This window comes from Paracidobacterium acidisoli, assembly GCF_003428625.2.
GTDB lineage: Bacteria > Acidobacteriota > Terriglobia > Terriglobales > Acidobacteriaceae > Paracidobacterium > Paracidobacterium acidisoli.
Map to the genome: position 1 here is coordinate 312,530 of NZ_QVQT02000001.1, position 22,598 is coordinate 335,127.

General features: G+C 58.4%; 19 protein-coding genes. 9 read left to right on the forward strand and 10 right to left on the reverse strand.

The window, feature by feature from the left end; translation table 11 throughout:
* Positions 1-159: 159 nt before the first annotated feature.
* Positions 160-963, forward strand: coding sequence for a DUF899 domain-containing protein (locus D0Y96_RS01360; protein ID WP_117297510.1), 804 nt, complete (start codon positions 160-162; stop codon positions 961-963).
* A gap of 86 nt (positions 964-1,049) precedes the next feature.
* On the opposite strand, the gene D0Y96_RS01365 is transcribed toward D0Y96_RS01360, so the two are convergent.
* A complete protein-coding gene (locus D0Y96_RS01365; protein WP_117297512.1) occupies positions 1,050-1,688 on the reverse strand; it encodes a CGNR zinc finger domain-containing protein in 639 nt (212 codons plus the stop codon).
* A 135-nt stretch (positions 1,689-1,823) separates the two neighbouring features.
* Between D0Y96_RS01365 and D0Y96_RS01370 the strand changes: the two genes are divergently transcribed.
* From D0Y96_RS01370 to D0Y96_RS01390, 5 genes are all read left to right on the forward strand, one after another.
* A complete protein-coding gene (locus D0Y96_RS01370) occupies positions 1,824-2,672 on the forward strand; it encodes an alpha/beta fold hydrolase (RefSeq protein WP_117297514.1) in 849 nt (282 codons plus the stop codon).
* Between the two features lie 61 nt (positions 2,673-2,733).
* Complete coding sequence (locus D0Y96_RS01375; RefSeq protein ID WP_117297517.1) at positions 2,734-3,429, forward strand: alpha/beta fold hydrolase; 696 nt, start codon at positions 2,734-2,736, stop codon at positions 3,427-3,429.
* A 26-nt stretch (positions 3,430-3,455) separates the two neighbouring features.
* Positions 3,456-4,052 (forward strand): TMEM175 family protein, encoded by a 597-nt coding sequence (locus D0Y96_RS01380; RefSeq protein ID WP_117297520.1) that lies wholly within the window; start codon positions 3,456-3,458, stop codon positions 4,050-4,052.
* A 30-nt stretch (positions 4,053-4,082) separates the two neighbouring features.
* Positions 4,083-4,853 carry an SDR family oxidoreductase gene (locus tag D0Y96_RS01385; protein WP_117297523.1) on the forward strand — a complete coding sequence of 257 codons (771 nt, stop codon included), beginning with the start codon at positions 4,083-4,085 and terminating at the stop codon, positions 4,851-4,853.
* Between the two features lie 406 nt (positions 4,854-5,259).
* Positions 5,260-7,530, forward strand: coding sequence for an outer membrane protein assembly factor BamB family protein (locus D0Y96_RS01390; protein WP_199480145.1), 2,271 nt, complete (start codon positions 5,260-5,262; stop codon positions 7,528-7,530).
* Between the two features lie 117 nt (positions 7,531-7,647).
* Here D0Y96_RS01390 and D0Y96_RS01395 read toward each other — a convergent pair whose 3' ends face one another.
* The 3 genes from D0Y96_RS01395 to D0Y96_RS01405 all read right to left on the reverse strand — a co-directional run bounded on the left by D0Y96_RS01395 (position 7,648) and on the right by D0Y96_RS01405 (position 10,769).
* Positions 7,648-9,048 (reverse strand): MBL fold metallo-hydrolase, encoded by a 1,401-nt coding sequence (locus D0Y96_RS01395; RefSeq protein WP_117297528.1) that lies wholly within the window; start codon positions 9,046-9,048, stop codon positions 7,648-7,650.
* Between the two features lie 225 nt (positions 9,049-9,273).
* Positions 9,274-10,377: an ACR3 family arsenite efflux transporter gene (arsB, locus tag D0Y96_RS01400; RefSeq protein ID WP_286676363.1), complete on the reverse strand. Its 1,104-nt coding sequence runs from the start codon at positions 10,375-10,377 to the stop codon at positions 9,274-9,276.
* Positions 10,359-10,769, reverse strand: a complete 411-nt coding sequence (locus D0Y96_RS01405) for an ArsR/SmtB family transcription factor (protein WP_117297530.1) — start codon at positions 10,767-10,769, stop codon at positions 10,359-10,361. Before D0Y96_RS01405 ends, arsB begins: the two co-directional genes overlap by 19 nt.
* A 75-nt stretch (positions 10,770-10,844) precedes the next feature.
* On the opposite strand from D0Y96_RS01405, the gene arsM reads away from it, so the two are divergent.
* From arsM to D0Y96_RS01420, 3 genes are all read left to right on the forward strand, one after another.
* Positions 10,845-11,738, forward strand: a complete 894-nt coding sequence (arsM, locus tag D0Y96_RS01410) for an arsenite methyltransferase (RefSeq protein WP_117297533.1) — start codon at positions 10,845-10,847, stop codon at positions 11,736-11,738.
* A gap of 14 nt (positions 11,739-11,752) precedes the next feature.
* Positions 11,753-12,151 carry an arsenate-mycothiol transferase ArsC gene (locus tag D0Y96_RS01415; protein ID WP_117297535.1) on the forward strand — a complete coding sequence of 133 codons (399 nt, stop codon included), beginning with the start codon at positions 11,753-11,755 and terminating at the stop codon, positions 12,149-12,151.
* Positions 12,152-12,454: 303 nt separating this feature from the next.
* Complete coding sequence (locus tag D0Y96_RS01420) at positions 12,455-13,000, forward strand: GNAT family N-acetyltransferase (protein ID WP_117297537.1); 546 nt, start codon at positions 12,455-12,457, stop codon at positions 12,998-13,000.
* 381 nt (positions 13,001-13,381) lie between these two features.
* Here D0Y96_RS01420 and uvrB read toward each other — a convergent pair whose 3' ends face one another.
* The 6 genes from uvrB to D0Y96_RS01450 all read right to left on the reverse strand — a co-directional run bounded on the left by uvrB (position 13,382) and on the right by D0Y96_RS01450 (position 22,598).
* Entirely contained in the window at positions 13,382-15,370 is a 1,989-nt protein-coding gene (gene uvrB, locus D0Y96_RS01425; protein ID WP_117297989.1) for an excinuclease ABC subunit UvrB, read from the reverse strand.
* 174 nt (positions 15,371-15,544) lie between these two features.
* Positions 15,545-18,091, reverse strand: coding sequence for a TonB-dependent receptor (locus D0Y96_RS01430; protein WP_158562123.1), 2,547 nt, complete (start codon positions 18,089-18,091; stop codon positions 15,545-15,547).
* Between the two features lie 273 nt (positions 18,092-18,364).
* Positions 18,365-19,063, reverse strand: a complete 699-nt coding sequence (locus tag D0Y96_RS01435) for an HAD family hydrolase (protein ID WP_117297541.1) — start codon at positions 19,061-19,063, stop codon at positions 18,365-18,367.
* Between the two features lie 36 nt (positions 19,064-19,099).
* Positions 19,100-20,521 carry an MATE family efflux transporter gene (locus D0Y96_RS01440; protein ID WP_117297543.1) on the reverse strand — a complete coding sequence of 474 codons (1,422 nt, stop codon included), beginning with the start codon at positions 20,519-20,521 and terminating at the stop codon, positions 19,100-19,102.
* Positions 20,522-20,900: 379 nt separating this feature from the next.
* The gene (locus tag D0Y96_RS01445) at positions 20,901-22,244 is read right to left on the reverse strand and encodes a carboxypeptidase regulatory-like domain-containing protein (RefSeq protein ID WP_252263371.1); all 1,344 of its coding nucleotides are present in this window, start codon (positions 22,242-22,244) and stop codon (positions 20,901-20,903) included.
* Positions 22,245-22,289: 45 nt separating this feature from the next.
* The gene (locus tag D0Y96_RS01450) at positions 22,290-22,598 is read right to left on the reverse strand and encodes a hypothetical protein (RefSeq protein ID WP_117297545.1); all 309 of its coding nucleotides are present in this window, start codon (positions 22,596-22,598) and stop codon (positions 22,290-22,292) included.

A 22,598-nucleotide genomic window follows, 5' to 3' on the forward strand; every position in this document is an offset into this window, starting at 1 on the left:
GGTGAATCGCATGTGCCCGGTATGCCTTGCCACAGCGGCGCTCATTGCCGGCAGCCTCACCTCCACCGGTGGACTCTCGGCCATCGCTCTCAAAAAATTCGGCGCCAAAAGCGCCGCAGACCACCCACCCGCACCCATCCCGTCAAAGGAGGAATCCTCATGGCCGGCAGCGCAGTAGCAACAGCACGCCCGAATGTCGTCTCACATGCCGAATGGCTCTCCGCCCGCAATGAATTTCTGCGCAAAGAGAAGGAGTTCACCCGCCTGCGCGACGAGCTCAGCCGCCAGCGCCGCGCTCTGCCCTGGGAAAGGGTGGAGAAGCGCTACGAATTCGACGGAGCCGGCGGCAAAATCACTCTTGCCGATCTCTTCGGCGGCCGCAGCCAGCTCATCGTCTATCACTTCATGCTCGGCCCCGGCTGGCAGGAGGGCTGCCCAAGCTGCTCCTATATCGCGGACCACTTCGACGGCTCAACCATCCACCTCGCCAACCGCGATACCACCCTGGCCGTCATCTCGCACGCGCCCATCGACGAGATTGAAGCCTTCCGGAAGCGCATGGGATGGAAGTTCCCGTGGGTCTCGTCGTACAACAGCAACTTCAACTACGACTACCACGTCTCCTTCACGCCCGAGGAACTCTCCCGCGGCAAGGTCAGTTACAACTACACCACCGACTTCTTCCCCAGCGAGGAAGCTCCCGGCATGAGCGTCTTCGCCAAAGATGCTGCAGGCGGCGTCTTCCACACCTACTCAACGTATGCGCGAGGACTCGATATCCTGGTCGGCGCTTACAACCTGCTCGACCTCGTTCCCAAAGGACGCGACGAAGAGGGTCTGGCCTTCAGCATGTCCTGGGTACGCCATCACGACAAATATGCGGAGGGCTACCTCCTCGATCCCTCCCGCCAGTATGAGCCGCCAAAGAAATCCGCCTGCTGCTCCGGCGAAAGCCACTCGTAATCTGCCGCGCCATCCGCCTGACCGGCCTTCAAAGCCGGTCGGGTACGGCCCCGCCGAAGCCTTACCACCTTCATGCTCCGGCTGCATCATGTCCCCGGCAAATCGCGGTCGCGCTTTCTGCGCTGATAGGCTGCGACCTTGAGCCGGTTGCCGCAGATATTCATGCTGCACCATCGGCGCGAGCCCTTCTTGCTCGTGTCGAAGAAATGCACCACGCACGATTCGCACTTGCGAAGCCGCGACATATCCGTCTCCGCAAGCAGATCCGCCGTCGCGTCCATAATCGGCGCCCAGAAGTCGGCCGGCTGCCGCGGCTCGAACCACATCTCCCGCACCACCTTCCCCTCTCGCCTGTGGAGCGCGATATGCAGCGGATACCGCGCCAGATGTGCGTTCACGTCTTTAAGAAACTCCTCTGCCGGAGCGGCTCCGCTCTCCATGCGCAGCACCGCCTCTCTCAGCCTCTCCCTGAAGATCAGCAGATCCTTCAGAAACGCCTCCGCCTCTGCGCTGTGACGCCAGCTCCGCAGCAGCGCCTTCATTCTCGCTGTGCTCACCGTCCCTGAAGCGATCAGCCATCGTTCCAGAGCGTGGCTGTCGGTAAGCAGCTCCGTCAGCCCGTCTGCCAGCACCGGCTTCGTGTTCAGAAAGTCCAGGATCGGTCTGTTCGCGACAAACAGAAATCCGTCGATCCATTCACCCGCCTCCTGTGAAGCAGTGCCCATATTCCCCCCACATAAAAATATCGTAAGAAAACTTTAACACCGTCATTGACATTTTTATCGGTGTTCAGATAACCTCACTCCTGTCGCTGAGCAATCGCGGCGCAGGCCCTCAAAATCCCCAAAAGGAGAATACCCATGATCACGTATCAACACGCCACCGTTCGCGGCCACAAAATCTTCTACCGTGAAGCAGGCTCAAAGTCTTCTCCCACCATCGTGCTGCTGCATGGCTTTCCCAGCTCGTCGCACATGTTCCGCGATCTGATCCCACAGCTTGCAGATACATTTCATGTCATCGCACCGGACTACATCGGCTTCGGCTACAGCGATGCCCCGGATGTCAGTGAGTTCGAGTACACCTTCGACAATCTCGCCGCTCATATCGAGGAGCTGCTCTTCGGCGCCCTCGGCCTGAAAAAGTTCAGCATCTACGTGCAGGATTACGGCGCTCCGGTTGGCTTTCGTATCGCCGCGAATCATCCGGACGCCATCGAGGGCATCGTCGCGCAGAACGGAAACGCCTACGCCGAAGGCATTGGCGCTGGCTTCGACGCCATGAAGCCCTTCTGGGCAAATCGCAACGCGGAGACGGAGAAGCCCGTGCGTGCGCTGGTCACAAAGGAAACAACCATCTTCCAGTACACGCATGGCGTGCAGGACGTCTCCCGCATCAATCCGGACTCTTACACCTTCGATCAGTTCCTGCTCGATCGCCCCGGCAACGATGCCATCCAGCTCAACCTGCTCCACAACTACCAGTTCAACCTCGCACAATACGACCGCTGGCATGAGTTCTTCCGGAGCAGGCAGCCGAAGACCCTCATCGTGTGGGGCAAAAACGACCCCTTCTTCACCGTCGAAGGCGCAAAGGCTTACCTGCGCGATATCCCGAAGGCCGAGCTGCACCTGCTCGACACCGGCCACTTCGCCCTTGAGGATTCCTGCGACTTCATCGCGCAGCAGATCGTGAAATCGCTTCGCTGAACCGGCCACCGGCCGCCGCTCTGCATACTTCCACCTGGAACCACCCGAAAGGAAACATGTCATGAGTAGCCTGAAAAACGCCACCGTTGTTGTGGTCCACGGAGCGTGGGCCGATGGCTCAAGCTGGGAGCCGGTCATACGCCGGCTCCAAAACCAGGGCTTCAGCGTGGCCGCCGCCCCCATTCCCCTTACCTCTCTCAGCGACGATGCCGCAGCGCTGAAGCGGACGATAGCAAGAACCGAGGGACCGGTCATCGTTGCCGGTCACGCCTATGCCGGCGGAGTCATCGGCACCGCGAACGACGAGCGCGTCAAAGCCCTGGTCTACATCGCCGCTCTGGCGCCCGACGAAGGCGAGACGGTGGCGCAGGTCTTCTATCGCGACGACCCTCACCCGAACGCCCCGCAGCTTGCTCCTGATGCCGACGGCTTTATCTGGATGACCGATTCCGGATTCGACCACGCCTTCGCCCAGAACGCGACCGCGGAACAGATCGCCCTCTGCAAAGCCGTGCAGCGGCCCATCTCGGTAAAAAGTATTCAGGAGCCGGCTCCTGCCCCGGCCTGGAAGACAACGCCGGTGTGGTATCTACTCGCGGAAGACGATCGCATGATCAATCCACAGACGCAGCGCTTCATGGCCGAGCGCATGCAGGCCACGATCAGGTCTTATGCCGTCGACCACACGCCGCTGCTCACCGCGCCGGACAAAGTAGTGGACATCATCCTCGAAGCGGCGCAAGCCACGCTTTCCTGATACCGGCGCGAGACAAGGGAGGAGCCATGCCCGAGAGAAAAACCTCATCTGAACGGCTGGCGGCGTTCTCCGATGCCGTCTTCGCCGTCATCATCACGATCATGGTGCTTGACCTTAAGCCGCCCGCCGAGGCAACCCTGCGCGCGCTTCTTCCGCTGTGGCCCACAGCTCTCAGCTATGCGGTCAGCTATTTCTTCATTGCCATCATCTGGGTCAACCACCATCACCTGCTGCGGTTCGCTCACAGAGCAACGCCGCAGCTTATCTGGTGGAACTTCGCCCATTTGTTCATGGTTTCGCTGGTGCCGGTCGCTACCGCATGGATGGCCGCAACAAGGCTCTCCGCGGCACCCGTCTTCATCTACGCGCTGGTCTTTGTCCTCGTGGAAGTGGCATACATCGCCTTCGAGCGAACCGCATTTTCTCAGGCCGGCAGCAACGATATCTCTCTCCGGCTCCGTCACATCGCGAAACTGCGTTCTTACCTGGCGCTGGGCATGTTCGTCGCTGCAACGTCTATCGCCTTCTGGTCGCCTCTGAGCGGGCTCGCGCTCATCTGCTGCGTCCTGCTCATTTACCTCAGCCCGCGCGTGCCGGATCTCTTCCGCTGGACGGCGCGCTGATACCCTCTTTTCCACTGCAGGAGGAACATCATGAAAAATTCCGTAGCCGTTGTTACCGGAGCCAGTCAGGGCATTGGACGCTCCACCGCTCTTCGTCTGGCTCGCGATTTCTCCGCCGTCGTCCTGGTAGCCCGCAACGCGGAGGCTCTGGAAGAGGTCGAGGCCTCCGTTAAAAACGCCGGAGCCGAAGCACTTTCAATCCCGGCCGACCTCAGCCAGGTCGAGGCATCGGAGCTTGTCGTCAAATCCACCCTTGAGCGCTTTGGACGAATCGATGCGCTTCTCAACATCGCCGGCGCCGTGCCCCAGATCGATCTCTTCGAGATGACCGACCAGCAGTGGAACGCGGGCATGGAGCTGAAGCTGCACGGTGCCCGCCGCCTCACCATCTGCGCCTGGGATGCGCTCAAACAGGCAAAGGGCTCCGTCGTCTTTATGTCCGGCAGCGCCGCTCTCGATCCCAAGCCAGGCTTCGCCGCCGTGGCTGCGACCAACGCCGCCATCATCGCTCTCGCAAAGGCCTTCGCCGAACAGGGCATTAAAGATGGCGTCCAGGTCAACAGCATCGTCCCCGGAGCCGTCATGACCGGCCGCCGCCGCTCCTTCCTCGAAAAATGGGCCCCCGCTCACAACATGACCGTGGAAGAGGCGACGAAGAAATTTCCGGAAGATGCAGGCATCAGCCGCTATGGAGAGCCCGAAGAGATTGCAGAGCTTCTCGGCTTCATGGTCTCTCCGGCCGCCAGATGGATGACCGGAACATCGGTTCGCATGGACGGTGGCGAGGTCAAAGGCATCTGACCCTGCTTCGGCATCGGGCAGCCGGCAAGCGGCTCACCCTCTGCCCTCCCAAACTGCCTGACCGGCCTCGAAAAACCGGTCAGGCGAAGCCATATCCCTCAGTCTGCGGTCCATCCTTCCTGCCTGAACTTTCCGCATTCTTCCACTCCGAAAAAACGTGATAAAGTGCGGTTGCAAACAAAATAGCCCTCTGCTCGTTGCGTAATGTGAATTATGCTATGCGGCATACCCACCCAAAACGGTGACGGCAGGGCCTCCGGAGAGGAAAAACAGACGCATGGAAGGTCCGGAAACATCACGAAAGGCAAATGCCGAACAGCGTTACGCCCTGCGTGAAAGACACAATTGTTTTTTTGAACCAGATACGCCTGTCCGCATGGCAGACACGGCGGCGCGAGGAAATCTCATGAGCAGGCTCCGCCTGGTTGTTCCCGCTGTTTTGGCCGCTTTCGTCTGCGGCGGAACCTTGTTCGCGCAGCAGACCCGGACCACCTGGGAGGATTACCTGGGCGGGCCCGACAGCTCGCACTACTCGGCCCTGAAGCAGATCAACACCGGCAACGTGAATAAGCTCGAGGTTGCCTGGACCTATCAGACCGGCGACGAGCTGAGCTATACATTCAGTCCCATGGTCGTCGACAACGTCGCTTATTTCGCGGCGAAGAGCGGTTCGCTGGTGGCAGTCGACGCAACCACCGGCAAAGAGCTGTGGGTTCACAACTTTGGACCCACCACCGGCATGCCTTCCCGCTTCGGCGGCATCGCCGGCATGCGCGGCGCAAACTACTGGCAGAGTAAGGATGGAAAGGACCGCCGTATCTTCGTGCCTGCGGGCGGCTTCGAGCAGGCCATCGACGCGCAGACCGGCAAGCTCGTCGACTCCTTCGCCGATCACGGCAAGCTCGACCTGAAGATCGGCATCGACCGCACCGGCAGGCCGCTCTCCTCGCGCACCCCGGGCCGCATCTTCGAGAACATCCTGATCCTCGGCAGCGCCACCGGCGAGGGATACCTCGCGCCTCCGGGAGACATTCGCGCCTTCGACACCGTTACCGGCAAGCTTCTCTGGGTCTTCCATACGATTCCACGGCCGGGCGAGCCTGGATATGACACCTGGCCCAAAGATGCCTACAAATACATGGGCGGCGTAGACGTGTGGGGCGAAATCACCGTCGATCCGAAGCGCGGCATCGCCTACTTCCCGATCGCTTCAGCCAAGTACGAGCTCTACGGCGCCGACCGTCCGGGCGACAACCTTTATGCCGACTGCCTGCTGGCGCTCGACGCGCGCACCGGTAAGCAGCTCTGGCACTTCCAGACCATCCACCACGATGTCTGGGACTACGATCCCGACGCGGCGCCGCAGCTCGCGACCGTGAAACACGACGGCAAAATGGTCGACGCCGTCGCGCTCGCCTCGAAGAACGGCTTTCTCTATGTCTTTAACCGGGTTACCGGGCAGCCGCTCTGGCCGATCGTCGAGCGTCCCGTTCCGGCCAGCGACGCCCCCGGTGAAGTCACCTCGAAGACCCAGCCTTTCCCGACCGTCGTCCCCCCATTTGGACGCCAGGGCATGACGGTGAACGACATGTACGAGGGCTTCATGAAGCCAGACGAAGTCGCCTGGTGGAAGGAGCGTCTCTCGAAGGCCAAGACCGGTTTCTACATGCCGCCTTCCGTCGGAGCGGATACGATTAACCTTCCCAGCGTGAACGGTGGCACCCTCTTCTTCGGCACCGGCGCGGACCCGACAAACGGCACCGTCTACGTCCTGTCGAAGGATATGCCGTCCATTGTCAAGCTGGTGCCGGAGGGTGAATCCACCACCGCAAATGCCGGCAATCTGATCCCCACCCGCTCGCACACCGAAGCGCGCCGCTCCAGAGGAGGATTCCCGACTCAGGAGGAGATGGGACGCGGCGTCTACGAACAGAACTGCCAGGTCTGCCATGGCCCCGAGCTGAAGGGCGATCGCGGACCCGAGATCGATACGGCCATAAATACCCTGGGGCTGGAAACGGTCCGCAATACCATCACGAACGGCAGAGGCGGCATGCCCTCCTTCTCCGGACTGCCGGCACAATCCATGAACCAGCTTCTGGCGTTTCTCAAGTCGCCCGATCTGGCTCCTCCGGGCTCAGCGCCTTCCGCTGCCACCCAGGCCATGATGAAGTCGTTTTCCGAGCCCGATTACCCCGATGATGTCGACGGTCCCACCCGCTACAAAACCGGTTACGGAAACGAGCCCTATGTCATCACTCCGCCGTGGAGCACCATCACCGCCTACGATCTGAACACCGGCAAAATCAGGTGGAAGACGCCCTATGGCGGTGTTCCCCAGGCGCCTGCGGGAGACAAAATGAAGGGGAACATCTATCCCAAGAGCGGGTTTGTGGTCACCGCCGGAGGGCTGCTCCTCTTTGCCGGCAATGACGCGAAGCTTTACGCCGTAAACAGCGCCACCGGCAAAATCATCTTCAGCAAGGACCTGCAGAACGGATCGCAGGGTGTTCCCGCAGTCTATGAAGTGAATGGACGCGAGTACATTCTGGTTGCCGTCAGCGGTGGAGGCACGCCCTATCCCCAGGGAGCCTACATGCCGCCCGGCGGTACCTCCAGCCCTTCGACCGGGAAGGAATACGTCGCCTTCGCGCTGCCGGAAGCCGGTAAAAACTAATAACCCGCAGAACAAACCCAGCCTCGCCGGGGCATGACGGACACAATCGTCATCCCCGGCAAAGCAGAAAATCTTCCGCCTCTCCGTATTGCCGCCCTGCACCGTCCCTGCTGAAAATCAGACCTTCAAATTGGCCGGCAGTTTAGCCGCCTCCCAGGCAGCCAGTCCGCCCGCCATCTCGATCAGATCGCCGATCCCGTGCCGCTGCAGAATGCTGCACGCAATTGAGGAGCGGTACCCGCCCGCGCAGTAAACCGCAACGCGATCTCCGCGCGGAATCTCCGCAATGCGCTCCTGCAGATGATTCAGAGGAATATTCACGCTGCCGGGAATATGCCTGGCCTCCCACTCCCGCGGATTCCGTACATCCAGCAGAACCGGTGGCGCAGCTCCCTCCAGCTCCTCTGCAATCGTCGCGGCGCTGTGCCGCTCCGTCTGGCGGATCAGCTCCGGCCTCTCCGCCAGCGCCGCCATGCCCCTGTCCAGATACCCTCTGACGTGATCGAAGCCGATGCGCCCCAGGCGCAGGGCCGCCTCCTGCTCCCGTCCCGGCTCCGCAATAATGACGATCGGCGTGGCCCGGTCCAGCAGTGTGCCGGCCCATGTCGCATATTGACCGCCCAGTCCGATATTGACGCTCCCCGTCAGATGCCCCTTGGCAAATTCGGCCGCATCCCGCACATCCAGCACCTGTACATTCGTCACTCCCAGCTCGATCAGCTCTTCGAGCGTGATCGGATGCAGCGCTTTTTCGAGGTTGCTCTCGAGCGTCGCCCGCTCGCGCGTGTTCAGTATGGCGTCGTAGGTAAAGTACTGCGGAGCATCCGGCTGGTCGGCCGTCACCAGGCGGATAAACTCCTCCTTCGCCATCGGCTGCAGGGCATAATTCATACGCCGCTGATCGCCGAGCGAAGACACCGTATCGGAGGAGAGCTGCTTGCCGCAGAGCGAGCCGGCTCCATGCGCCGGATACACCAGCGTCTCATCCGGCAGCGGAAGCAGCTTGTCATGCAGCGAATCGTAAAGATGAGCGCCCAGGTCGTTGGCAGTCCATCCCAGCGAGGCCCGCAGGTCCGGCCGCCCCACATCGCCGATAAACAGCGTATCGCCCGTCAGCACCGCGTAAGGCTTCTCCCGATCCTTCCCCGGATCGAAGACCAGAATCGAAATCGACTCGATCGTGTGCCCCGGTGTTTCCATCACCTCGAGCCGCATCCCCGGAAAATCGAGGCTGTCTCCATCGCCCATGGGCATAAAGGCATATTCGGCCTCGGCGCGGCGGCCAAGACAGATCGCTGCACCGCACCGGTCGCGCAGCTCCAGGTGCCCGGCGACAAAGTCGGCGTGAAAATGCGTCAGAAACACGTGGCGTATCCGCAGACCCGCCTTCTCCGCGTCCGCCACATACTGTTCCACATCGCGCTGCGGATCGACAATCACCGCCGTCGCGCTCGCCTCATCGCCCAGCAGGTAGGAGGCATGCGCCAGGCACCCCAGATAGTACTGTTTGAGAATCATGACAAGCCTCCACGTGAACGCACCGTTATCTCCATGCCGCAGCACATGCCTTCAGCCGGCCGCGGTATGCATTTAAATCATGCTGCAGCGCTGACCTCTTCGTAAACGAGGCGCACATGCGTGGAGTTGCGGAAGAAGATACGCAAAGAAGCGCGTCGAGGCAAGCAGCATCTCCGGCGCAGGAGATCATCAGGGACAAACCACCGGGAAGCCCGGCCTGTCGCATCAGTCCGCCTGGACGAAAAGCCGCCGCCGCAGGAAGAACGCTGCATTCACCAGACCGATGAGTGCCGGAACTTCGATCAGCGGCCCCACCACTCCGACAAACGCCTCTCCGGAATTCAGCCCGAACACTGCGACCGCGACTGCTATCGCCAGCTCGAAGTTATTTCCGGCGGCGGTGAAGGAGAGCGTGGCTGATTGTGCGTAATTCGCCCCGAGCCGTTTTCCCATCCAGAAGCTCACCAGAAACATCACGAGAAAGTACACCACCAGCGGCGCGGCAATCTTCACCACATCCAGAGGCAGCCGCACGATCAGGTCGCCCTTGAGAGAGAACATCACCAGAATCGTGAAGAGCAGCGCAACCAGCGTAAGGGGGCTGATGCGCTGCACAAAGCGGGTGGTGTACCACTCTTCGCCCTTTGCGCGGATGAGTGCATACCGCGTCAGGAAGCCTGCCGCAAACGGCACACCGAGGTACAGCCCAACACTCTCCGCAATCTGCCCAATGCCGATCCTGACGGCCATGCCCTGAAGCCCGAACCATCCAGGCAGGACAGTAAGGAACAGCCACGCATAGACGCTGTAGAAGAGCAGCTGAAAAACGCTGTTGATTGCAACCAGCCCGGCAACGTAATCCGTATCGCCTTCCGCAAGCTCATTCCACACCAGCACCATCGCAATGCACCGTGCAAGGCCGATCAGGATCAGTCCGCGCATGTACGCAGGCTCACTCCGCAGAAAGGCGACAGCGAGCGCAAACATCAACACCGGGCCGATAAGCCAGTTCTGCACCAGCGACAGCCCCAGTACCCGACGATTACGGAAGACCTCACCCAGCTTCTCATAGCGAACTTTAGCCAGTGGCGGGAACATCATCACAATCAGACCGACGGCAATCGGAATATTCGTCGTACCGCGTTGAAAGCGATTGACGAACGCAGCCGAGCCGGGAACGAAGTGCCCGATGCTCACGCCTGCCGCCATCGCAAGGAATATCCAGAGCGTCAGATAGCGGTCGAGGAATGACAGCCGTCTCCGCTGTGCCGGAGCACACACGCGCCCCTGTGTTGTCGCTGCGGCTCCCATCAGCAGGCCTCGCAGCATGATTCAGTGACAGCAGCCGGAAGCGGAGCGCCATCGAGCGCATACTTCGCGGGCGAGCAGCAGGCCCTTGTAAGGCGCGCCCGGTCCGCCTGCATCGCCCTGTCTTCCTTCAGCCAGTCAAGCGTCTGCCTCAGAATCTGAGCCGCTCCGATATGCGGAGGCATAACAATGCGGTAGTGCATCCACTTGCCCTCGCGCCGGGCTGAGACGATGCCGGCGTTCCGCAGATACGCGAGATGCCGGGAGATCTTCGGCTGCGGGCCGCCCAGAATCTCGACGAAGTAGCAAACGCATACCTCCTGCTCCCCCATCAGATTGAGAAGGCGAAGGCGCGTGTTATCGCCGAGAGCCTGAAAGAACTGCTGCATGTCGAACTGAGCTTTTCGACCCATGCTTAATATATACGCGTTGACGAATGTGACTGCAATGGATATATTCACCTGAGCGAATATGTTGCGAGGTGGATCATGGCTGAGATTCTCGATTCCGTCCGATCGAAGTACGGCGCAGTCGCCGAGAGCACCCTTTCCGGCAACGATGCGGGGGTAAAGGCCGTGGCCGAAGCCTTCGGCTATTCGGCAGACGAGCTGACCTCCATTCCGGCAGAGGCAAATATGGGGCTGTCCTGCGGCAATCCCACTGTGACCGCGCATCTGCGGCCCGGCGAAGTTGTCGTGGACCTCGGCTCCGGCGGTGGCCTGGACGTGTTTCTGGCTGCGAAGAAGGTAGGGCCGGAGGGCCGCGTCATCGGCATCGACATGACTCCGGCCATGATCGAGCGGGCGCGGGCGAACGCGGTATCCGGCGGCTACACCAACGTGGAGTTTTACCAGTCCACCATCGACGCCATCCCGCTGCCCGATGCTTCGGTCGACTGCGTCATCTCGAACTGCGTCCTGAACCTCGCGCCCGACAAGCCCGCCGTCTTCCGCGAGATAGCCCGCATCCTCAGACCCGGCGGCCGCCTCGCCGTCAGTGACATCGCCCTTAAAGGTGAGCTGCCCGAGGCCATCGCCCGCAGCATGGCCGCCTACGTGGGTTGCATCGCCGGTGCAATCAGAATCGACGACTACCGCACCGGGCTGCTCGCTGCCGGCTTCGAGCATGTTGAGATCGTGGACAGCGGCGCGGACCTGAACGCATACGCGAAAGTGGAGAACCAGTCCGGTTGTTGTTCCCCGGCAATGGATGGGAGTGCGTGCTGCTCCGCTGCAACCGTTCCGGATACGGCCACGCTTCACGCAGAGCTGTCAGAGCTGCTGAATCAGTACGACGTGAACGCAGCAGCCGCCAGCGTAAAGGTATACGCCATCAAACCGAAGTCTGCGGCTTCCTGCTGCGGGCTCGACTGCTGCGCATAAGCAGAGGAGACGACATGCTCAGGGTAATCTTCGCCTGCGTTCACAATGCCGGACGCTCACAGATGGCCGCCGCCTTCTTCAACCAGCTCGCAGACCCACAGAAAGCGCAGGCCATATCAGCGGGCACGGAGCCGGGCGAGCGCGTCCATCCTGAAGTCCAGGCCGTAATGCAGGAGATCGGCATCGACCTCAGCCACGCGAAGCCCCGCAAGCTCACCGAGGACCTGGCGAAGGATGCTCAGCTGCTCATCACGATGGGCTGCGGGGATAAGTGCCCGTATGTCCCGGGTCTGCGCCGCGGTGACTGGCCTCTCCGCGATCCGAAGGGATTGCCCGCAGAGGAAGTCCGGGCGATACGCGACGAGGTGAAGCACCGCGTAGCGGAGCTGATCCACAACGAAGCTGTGTCCTGATGCGTTCGTCCTGAAAGAGTCAGGAAAAGCGCTCATTCCGGATGCAATCCCTGTTTCCCGCCTTTCGCAGGTGCTCGGGAATCGCCGGACACTCCACAGTCATTCCATACAAAAATCTGCCGGTCGATGAGTCCGCAAGCATGCTCAAGCATGGCGCGGCAGCCGCTCGCCAGAGCCGGGCTGTAAGTTTTATCCCTTCTTTATAACTTCCGGAGTGTACTGAAAACGTGGCAATGGTCTGGTTCAGCCGATGCTGAGCCGGGATTCCAGTCCGGAGGGAGCCTGTCTCGGATTCAGGGCCAAATGGGAACTGACGTCGGCGCTGTTATTACCGAAAAAAATGCTTCCGGCGCATCGCAATGCCTGGTTCGTTCTGCCACTCCGGCCGATATTCCTTACATCACCGCCATCTACTCCCGATTCGTCACGACGAGTACGGCGACCTCTGAGATGACCGCTCCGGCGGAGCCGGAGATGTTTCGCCGATGGCGGGCGGTGCTCGATCGCGGTCTGCCCTATCTGGTCGCCGAGCTGGAGGGTTATGTCGTCGGCTTTTGCTACGCCTCTCAGTTCCGCCCCCGCGAAGGTTACCGCTACACGGTGGAAGATTCGATTTACGTGCGGCCCGACTGTATTGGTCACGGCGTCGGCCGGCTGCTGCTGTCGGATCTGATCGGGCAATGCCGCGAAAAGGGGTGCCACTCCATGGTGGCCTGCATTCTGGGAGTGAACCCTTCCTCAATCGCTCTGCATACAACGCTCGGCTTTCAACAGGTCGGCCAGTTGCCGGACGCAGCGTACAAATTCGGCGAATGGCTGCATCTGCTGATCATGCAGCGCCTTTTGTAGCCTGCAGACAGAGTGCTGCCTGCTCTCTTTCCATCCTGATTTCCTGCCTGAAAAAAAAGGATTATCGCTGGCATACAATTTCGCGCCATTCGTTAAAATGAAGGAGTGAGAACAAAAGCCCATCCTTTAAAGGGACGGGCTTTTTCTTTTGGCTCAGGAAGAAGAGGGGGAGCCGGCATACCAGAAGCCCGTGGTTCTGCCCCATCACGGCCGTGAACTTTGGCAAAACCATCCAAAACGGCCGGATTTTGAGAGGGTCAATCCCTTTAAAAACAGCAGCTTAGCCAGGTATAACCGAGGTAATCCCCTGCTAAACCGCTGAAAGCATGGCACTTGCCGGACAGGGGTGGTACAAAATCAAAGTTGTCAAAAACCACGCCCTCAGCTGAACAGATACTCCTTCGTCCGCAGGTCCTTGATCGAATCGCGCAGCCGTGCGGCCTTCTCAAACTCAAACTTCTTCGCCGCCTCCCGCATCTCGCCTTCGAGCTTCGTCACATAGACATCCAGCTCCGCCTGCGACTGGAACTCCGGCAACTGTTCCACCTCTTCCGACAGGTCGCCATACTCGGCCTTGAGAATCTTCGCCAGCGCCATATCCGTCTGCCGGATCACCGACTGCGGTGTGATGCCGTGTTCTTCGTTGTAGGCCCGCTGCACCTCGCGCCGGCGCTCCGTCTCATCCATCGCCTGGCGCATCGAATCGGTGATCCTGTCGGCATAGAGAATCGCCCGTCCGCTCAGATGCCGCGCCGCACGCCCCATCGTCTGGATCAGCGATCCGGAGGAGCGCAGAAAGCCCTCTTTATCCGCATCGAGGATCGCCACCAGCGAAACCTCCGGCAGATCGAGCCCCTCGCGCAGCAGGTTGATCCCGATCAGCACGTCATACTCGCCCCTGCGCAGATCGCGCAGCAGGCGTACCCGCTCCAGCGTCTCGATCTCCGAGTGCATATAGCGGCAGCGCACGCCCACTTCACTGTAGTAGCCGGCCAGGTCCTCCGACATGCGCTTGGTCAGCGTGGTCACCAGCACCCGCTCATTCTTCGCCGCGCGGTCCCGAATCTCCGCCAGCAGATCGTCAATCTGCCCGCGCACCGGCCGAATCTCGACCTCCGGATCGATCAGCCCCGTCGGCCGGATGATCTGCTCCACCACCACGCCCGCTGCTTTGGTCAGCTCATACGGTCCCGGCGTCGCCGAAACATAGACGATCTGGTTCGTGCGCGCCTCGAACTCATCGAACTTCAGCGGCCGGTTATCCACAGCCGACGGCAGGCGGAAGCCGTAATCCACCAGATTCTGCTTGCGCGAGCGGTCGCCATGCCACATTCCATGCAGCTGCGGCACCGTCTGGTGCGATTCGTCGATGAAAAGCAGATAATCCCGCGGAAAGTAGTCGAGCAGCGTCGGCGGCGGCTCGCCCGGCAAACGCCCGGAGAAATGCCGCGAATAGTTCTCGATCCCGTGGCAATAGCCAACCGACTTGATCATCTCCAGGTCGAAGCGCGTGCGCTGATGAATCCGCTGCGCTTCCACCATCCGCCCCTGCGACTCCAGCTCCTTCTCCCACCACCCCAGCTCATCCAGAATCGAATCGATGGCCGTCTTCTTTCTCTCCGGCAGCACCACGTAATGGCTCTTCGGATAAATCGGCAGACGCGAATACTTCTGCTTCACCGTGCCGAAGAGCGGATCGATCTGCGACAGCGAATCGATTTCGTCGCCAAACAGCTCGATCCGGTAAGCATTCTCGTCGTAGGTCGGAAAGATCTCAATCACATCGCCGCGCACCCGGAACGTCCCGCGCCGGAAATCCGAGTCATTCCGCTCGTACAGAATTTCGACCAGCTTCCGCGTAATGTCTTCGCGCCGGACCCGCTGCCCTTTTTCCAGCAGCAGCAGCATGCCGTAATACGCCTCCGGCGAGCCAAGTCCGTAAATGCACGAAACGGAAGCTACGATGATTGCGTCCCGCCGCTCGAAGAGCGACCGCGTCGCCGAAAGACGCAGCTTGTCCAGCTCTTCGTTGATGGTGGCTTCCTTCTCGATGTAAAGGTCGCCCGCCGGAATGTACGCCTCCGGCTGGTAGTAGTCGTAATACGAGACGAAGTACTCGACCGCATTGCCGGGGAAGAACTGCTTGAACTCGTGAAAGAGCTGCGCTGCAAGCGTCTTGTTATGGGCAAGAATCAGCGCCGGCCGGTTGAGCTCCTCGATGATTTTGGCCATCGTGAATGTTTTGCCGGAACCGGTGACACCGAGCAACACCTGATGCTTCTCGCCGGACTGGATACCTTCCACGAGCTCAGGAATGGCGCGGGCCTGATCCCCTCGCGGCTTATAGTCACTGACAAGCTGAAAGTCCACAAAAGAATGGTAACGAATCTGCTGTGACTCTGTTGTGGAAACGAACGGCGCATCTCTTCTGCAGAATGTAAATGTAAACGCAGAACCGGGCTCAGCCAGACGGCGCGGAGCAGGCACAAACCATTCCGCGCCACAGACCGGCGGCGAAGTCGCGTCCGCCCGTGCGGCCAGCACTCAGAAGTTAAACCGCATGGCCAGCTGCGTGCGTCGGGGCGGATACGCGCTGGTGACCTCGGCAAAATCAGGACTGCCCTGGGTCGTGTCTACATACGAGCCGTTCGGGTGGTTTATCACGTCAAATGACGAAACAGAGAACCCTAATGTCGGACTTTTATCGAGTTCCTTCGGCTGAAGCTTGAAATCATATCCCCAGCGAAGATCGACATCTGCATATCCAGGACCACGTTCCGAATTGCGGGCCACATCCGCCGGCCGGGCATTAAACAGATTGTCCCCGTAGGCATCCGTGCCGGTAAGAATCGTCCACGGCTTTCCGGTGTTTGCGAAAACACCAATTCCGAGATTCAGCAGATGTTCCGGATTAATCATGCCGTAGAGACCAAAATGCTGGCGCTGATCCCAGTCTGCAGGTCCCCACTCCGCGTTCGGATTCTGCTGATCTTCAGGAAACCAGCTGATGCCACTTGTATTGTTGTCGTAGTGGCTCCACGTATACCAGGCAAATCCAGTGAAGCGCTTATTGAAACGACCGCGATAGTTAATGTCCAGTGCCGATCCCATCTGCGTTCCCTCGGACTGAATCTGACGAATCTGCGAATAATCAGAATCGGGGCGCACGGAATAATCGGGAGCCAAAGGAGCATTTACGTCGATAGAGCGAAAAGATCCTACTCCCCGATTCATGCGTCCACCAATGGAAATCGTTGCCTTCTCACCGAGCTTCCGCTCCAGCAGCAGGCCGTACTGGATCTGATACGGCGTCCTGATTCCTGGCTGAAGCTCCACAAGCGAGGGCGGCAAAGCATCCACGCTGAGGCAGTCAGAAATGGGGTAACAAAGCGGTCCCTGGCTCGACGAAACCTGCACCAGACGGCGTTTGGCAAACTGATATCGGGCCAGATCGATAAGCGGTCCTGAACCAATCCGGTCGTAATAGATGCCCCCGCCGCCGCGTAAAACAAGCTGAGTGGGCTGATTCAGAACAACTGCAAATGAGAAGCGCGGTGAGAAGTTGTTTACGTCATCACCGAGGAAATTCTGCCAGTCGTACCGTAATCCCGGAGTGATCGAAAGCCATTTCCGCAGCTTGATCTGATCCTGGATGAAACCGCCGACCTCCTGCTGGTGGTACACAAACCGCGTTTGTCCCTGTGCGGCTGAGAAACCGGATGGATTCCCTGCCTGCTCATTCTGAATCGCGGTCGTGAGTACCGTTGTTCCATCTGCCGCGTAGGTAGGGCTGTACGTATAGGTGCCATCTTCATTCGTGTTGTCGTCAAACACGCGACGGCTGAAGTGCGGCAGATTGATCCCGAACTTGAGAGTATGTGGCCCGGCGGTCCAGGTGACCATCTCATTCATGCGCAGGTTGTATTCCGTCCGCACCTGATCGCTCTGCGCGCTGCCACCCGCATAGTCTCCGTTTACCTTAATCTGCGGACCTTCCTGCACATCGGAGGTCGGATAATAGGTCCGTTCCAGCACTATGGAAGACTGGTTCAGCGTTGTGGCTGAAACGATGTAATCGTCGTGAAAAACCAGATCGTCTTCACGTGACTCTGTGTTGTAGCCGGCTTCCGGCAATGTCTGATTTCCAACCCCCTCATTCCGGTTGGTAGCGTCCTGGAAGGAATACATGGCATATGCATTGTTCTTCTCAGAAAACTGATGCCCTACCCGCAGAGAAAATTCCGTATCGCGAGTGGGAGCAGGAACGTTGACGTTATATATTCCATCGGGATTCTCGCTCGAAGGCGCGACCGTTGCATTTACAACAGCTTCCAGATCTTCTTCAGCGCGATTAAAGGAAAACAGAAACGCACTCTTCGGAGCATGAGGGATCGGTCCGGTGATATCTCCTTCATAGATACGACGCTGCTCAGATGGCTTGCTCGGCGAAAAGTCCTGTTGCGCATTCAGAGCCGAATCGCGGAAGAGAAAGTTAAGCTCGCCATGATAGGAATCTGCTGCCTGTTTGGTAATGATCTCAATCTGTCCGCGGCCTGGCCGGTAATACTGCGCCGAATAAGGATCTTCATTAATTTTGACCGATAACACCGCAGAAGGAGAGACCGTAACACGATTTGCCTCGACTCCATCAACCATGATTCCAGTGCCAGCCGTAGCTGTATCTCCTGAGTCGAGAAAAGCGCTCATGGCTGAAACGTAGTCATTATCGAATACAGGCAGCGCCTTCAGATCACTGGCCGTCATCACACTGGTATCGCCATTGTTCTCCGTACTGGAAAGGTCGATGCTGTTGCTGGCATTCACCGTTACCTGCTGCACGGCCTCAGCAACCTTCAACGTGATGTTGAGCGTAACCGGAGAAGAACCATCCACATGCACGGCTTGTGTCGACGTCTGAAAACCAGTGAGACTCACACTCAGGGTATAGTCACCGGTGTGTGATGGCTGCAGATGAAAACTGCCGGAGCTGTCTGTGGTATTTGCCGCAGCTACCGAGCCATCAGAGGCGAGAAGGCTCACCTGCGCGCCCGGGATGATTGCTCCCGTTCCATCGGCAACAGTTCCGGTCACGACCGGCAAAGTTGCCGCAGCGCCATTCAGGCCAATCTCAGATGGTACAGAAATCGAGGTGCCTGGTGTTGCGGCATATGTAACGATCGAAGGACACAATAGCAAAAGAACCAAAGAAAGGACGCGCGGCAAAGCGATTTGCTCCCGAAAAGAAATAGACTTTAGGTGGCATCAGCCTGGCATCCCGGATACGAAAACTAAAACGGTGCTCTCGGCTCCGTCTGAAAACGCTTTTATTAAGGAGCAATCTCATCCTGGTTGCCCAATGTGTTTTTATTTTCCGGATGAGAGGGCCTTTGCCCATTCCGATGGCGAATCAACCAGGCAATCGGATGGTATCGTCTCCACTGTATGGGAAGACAGCCCGTATTTGCAACCAATTGCCCAGGTTCCTGAGCGGCGCGCCGTGAGAATGTCTACATCGGAGTCGCCAATCATCAGCGTCTCGCCAGGAGAGACTCCAGCTTCTGCAATCAATCTGTTCAAACCTTCGGGATCAGGCTTTTTAGTCACGAAACTGTTGCCGCCGTAAATGCGGAAAAAATAGGGACTAAGTCCCAGCGCCGAACAGATTGCCTCGGACGGGCCAATCGGTTTATTAGTCAGAACTGCCATGCTTCGCGACGAACCATCCGGCAGCGCGCGCATCGCCTGAAGAGAATCGAAAACACCTTCATACACGTATGTGTGATCGAGTTTGTGTTCCCGGTAATAGTCGAGAAAGTGTGTCAGCGCATCCTCGATTAAAGCCTCATCGTGAGGATCTCCGAGAGCGCGCCGCACCAGCATCCCTGCTCCATCCCCGATGTATGTCGAGATAATCTCTTCCGGAAGCGGTTGGCGCCTGAATTCGCTGAGCATGGCATTGACGGAATTGCACAGATCCTTTCGGGAATCAATCAGAGTGCCGTCGAGATCAAAAACAATCAGGCGTATGGCCTCTGCGGGAATCGGTTGAAAAATAGAAAGCATGCTTCCATTTTATGGACCGATACCGCAAACCTGAACTCAGATGATCTGTTTCTTCCATCGCCCTCGGCGAAACAGAATGGCGCTGGCTCCAGCAACAGCACACTCTGCGATCACAATCGCCAGAAAGGCTCCTTCCGCGTGCAGGCTGGTTCGCGTTGCAAGCCACCACGCGGCAGGAAGTTCGAGTACCCAGAATCCGAAGAAATTTACGATGGTCGGCGTGATGGTATCGCCCGCTCCGTTGAAAGATTGCAGCATCACCATGCCGTACGCAAAACCGACATTGCCGCAGCTGAAGGTACGCAGGGCGCGCACAGCTACAGGAATGACCTCAGGATCACTGACAAAAATGCGCACAACGGGATCGGCAAAGATAAAAAATATGATGCCGATGATGCCGAGAAACAGCATGTTATAAAATCCAGTGCGCCATACAGCCTGCTCCGCACGATCCGGTCTTCCAGCGCCAAGATTCTGACCGACCAGCGTAGCTGCGGCGTTGCTCAGTCCCCAGGACGGCAGAATGAAGAAGATTACGATGCGAATCGAAATCGTGTAGCCCGCAACGGCCGCTGCTCCAAAAAGCGAGACGATGCGCACCAATCCAATCCAGCTGGCGTTCGCGATAGCGAACTGCAGAATTCCGGTGGAAGATATGCGCAGCAGTCTCCACAGGACCTCTGGGCTAACGCGTAAATGACGTACGAATACACGAATGCGTTCTGTGCCGTGAAGCAGGCGATAAAACTGATAAAGCACGCCAATACTGCGCCCCGTAAAGGTCGCCAGAGCCGCACCAGTCACTCCAAGGTGCGGGAATGGACCGAGCCCGAATATGAGACAGGGATCGAGAATCAGATTGATGATGTTCGAGACCCACAGCAGGTGCATGGCTACGGCTGCATCGCCTGCACCGCGGAAGATAGCATTGTTGAGAAAAAGCATAATGATCGCACCGCATCCACCAAGCGCGATACGTGCATATCCCGAACCGGTCGCAACAATCTCCGGCGAAGCCCCCATGAGATGCAGCAGACTGGGCGCAAACAGAAATGCAGGAATGCCTATTCCCAGCGAAACGAGCAAGCCGAGAACAACCGCCTGCACGGCGCTGATCGCGGCGTCTTCGGGATCTTTTTCTCCAATTCGGCGGGCGACCATTGCAGTTGTGGAAATGGCCAGGCCGATGCCGATAGCCATGGCAAGCGCCAGCATAGACTCGGTGATTCCAACCGTCGCTACGGCATTCGCTCCAAGCCGGCCGACCCAGAAAATATCCACCACGGCGAACAGGGACTCCAGCACCATCTCCAGAACCATGGGAATGGCAAGCAGCAAGATAGCCCGGTTCAGGCTGCCGGAGGTGTAATCCTGGTGAGAACCGCGCAGAGCTTCACGAATTGACGCCCAGAAGCCCGGTCTTGTGGGAACAATATCGGCCTGGGCTGGCGGCAACATACAGGTTTCAGCAGTCTACAGGGTTTGCAGAATACGCGATATGCCATTGTTCATAGCCATTCGCTCGCTTTTATACAGCCGCCGCGATCTCTTTGAGCAAGCCAATTCAGTCACTCATAAATCATGGGAGGATGCTTCTTCCGATGGAAAAACACGCCATGTCATACGATGTGACAGCAGACTACGTAAGCGGATTCAGAGAGATTTTCGTGTGAGAGTTGTAAACCAATGGCCGGCGGGTATCTCAGCGGTTTTCAAAACGCAACGCCTGCATCGTCCTCGTCAACATTGACGGCCATCCGGAGCGAGCTGAAAAACATGCTCTGGGAAACAGGTATACCGGCGACGAGCGGCAAGACGCAGCAGGCGCTGCGCCTTCTTATTTTTCGGTTGTCTGACGCGAGAGTGCCCTGCGCAGCACAACCTCAAAAGCAGCTTTCAACTCAGCATACTCAGAGCTATCGAGCTTCCCTTCAAGCCGTTCGGACTCGAGCATAAAGAGCTCATCTTTCAGCGCTGCAAGTAAAGCGCTGCTGCCTGCGACGGCATGTGCACCGTTGGGCGATGCCTGTCCCGGCTCATAAAACCCCGACGGTACGGGCGTAGGAGTTAGTGGCGAAGGCAGAGGAACTGCAGCCTCTGTTGCCTGTTCCGGTTTTGCGCGGAGGAAGAATGCCGCGGCAATTACCAGAACGATTGCCAGTCCGCTCAGAATCCACCATTTGTATTTCTGCAATGGATCGGGAGTATCAATCGGCGTGCCCAGTCCACCTCCCGGCCGCGTATCCTGTGCAGCCGAAGACGACGGTGCCGGTCCCCCTTCCCCCGCAGCGGCCTGTGCATTCTGTGCCCCTTCAGCGCCCTGCTCTTCGCGAGGCTGAGAACCGGTTCCTGAAACGGTGAAGGCCAGGGTCTGACCCGCTTTTACGCCTCTGGCAAGAAATGTCTGCGCATTCACATCGTCATTGATGCTCTGAAATGGGAAGGAGCCACCATCAAACTGCATGCTCTTCGGCAGAATAATCGCAACATTGTCAGTCGCTGTTACGATGTGCGCGTCGAACTTGTAGCTGCCCTTGTATGGAATGTAATAGCTGAGCTGAAACTGCGTTTCTCCCGGCCGTATCGGAAAGACAAAGGCGTAATGCCCTTTCTCCGCCAAAGGCATCGGAGAAGACGCAACCGGCATGCCTCCCGGTCCCTTCGCTGCGGCGCCTTCAATCTGAGCACCCGGCTGGAGCCAGAGTTCATAACTGTGATTGCTGAACTGTGTGAGTGGCGGGCTCGAGCTGTTTTTGACAAAGTAGTTTTCAATTACATGAAGTCCGCGCTGATCCGTCTCTATGCGCATGACATCCGCTTCGGTGGAAACTCCTTTCACCTGGGGTGCGGCGTCATATACATCAACATTCACATTGTTCGTACCCGGAGGCAGAGGGGCAAAATATGGCGCCTGCTGATGATCCACGCGAATGAGATGCATGTTGCTGTCAGGCACATCGATTGAGAAATGTCCGGTGGCATCCACCTTTGTTCTGGCCGCTTCCTGCATGCCCTGACTGAGGGAAAGAAGAATGACATCGTCACCTGTGTCAGGCTTATTCGTGGTCCTGTTCGTGACCACACCTTTTACCGTGGCCGAAAATGCCATCAGCGGCATAATCATCAGGAGCAGCACAGCGAGGCTTACGCCCCGGATATTCCAGTGTGAAGAAGGCTTCATTGATATTCGATCCGTAGCAGAGCTTATTTTTTTGACAGGTGCATGTCAGCGTGATGGGCGGACAGCCTGCGAATTTGTAGTGCCGGTCCATCGCGATTCCAGCAGATCAATCTCAGCCAGTACTTCAGCGGTTTCGTTTTCCAGAGCTGCACGCTGTGCAACGAAGTCCTCTTCGGGATATTTGCCGGCACTGTGTTCGAAATTCAAATCCCGCAGATTGTCGTAAAGTACATCTCTGCGCTCAAAAAGATACTCAAGGCGAGTCTTGCCTCGCTGCGCTTCGACGTTGCGCTCAGGATAAAAGACATAAACAAAGATGGCGATGAGAAGCAGACCACTCGCAATCAGGCTCAT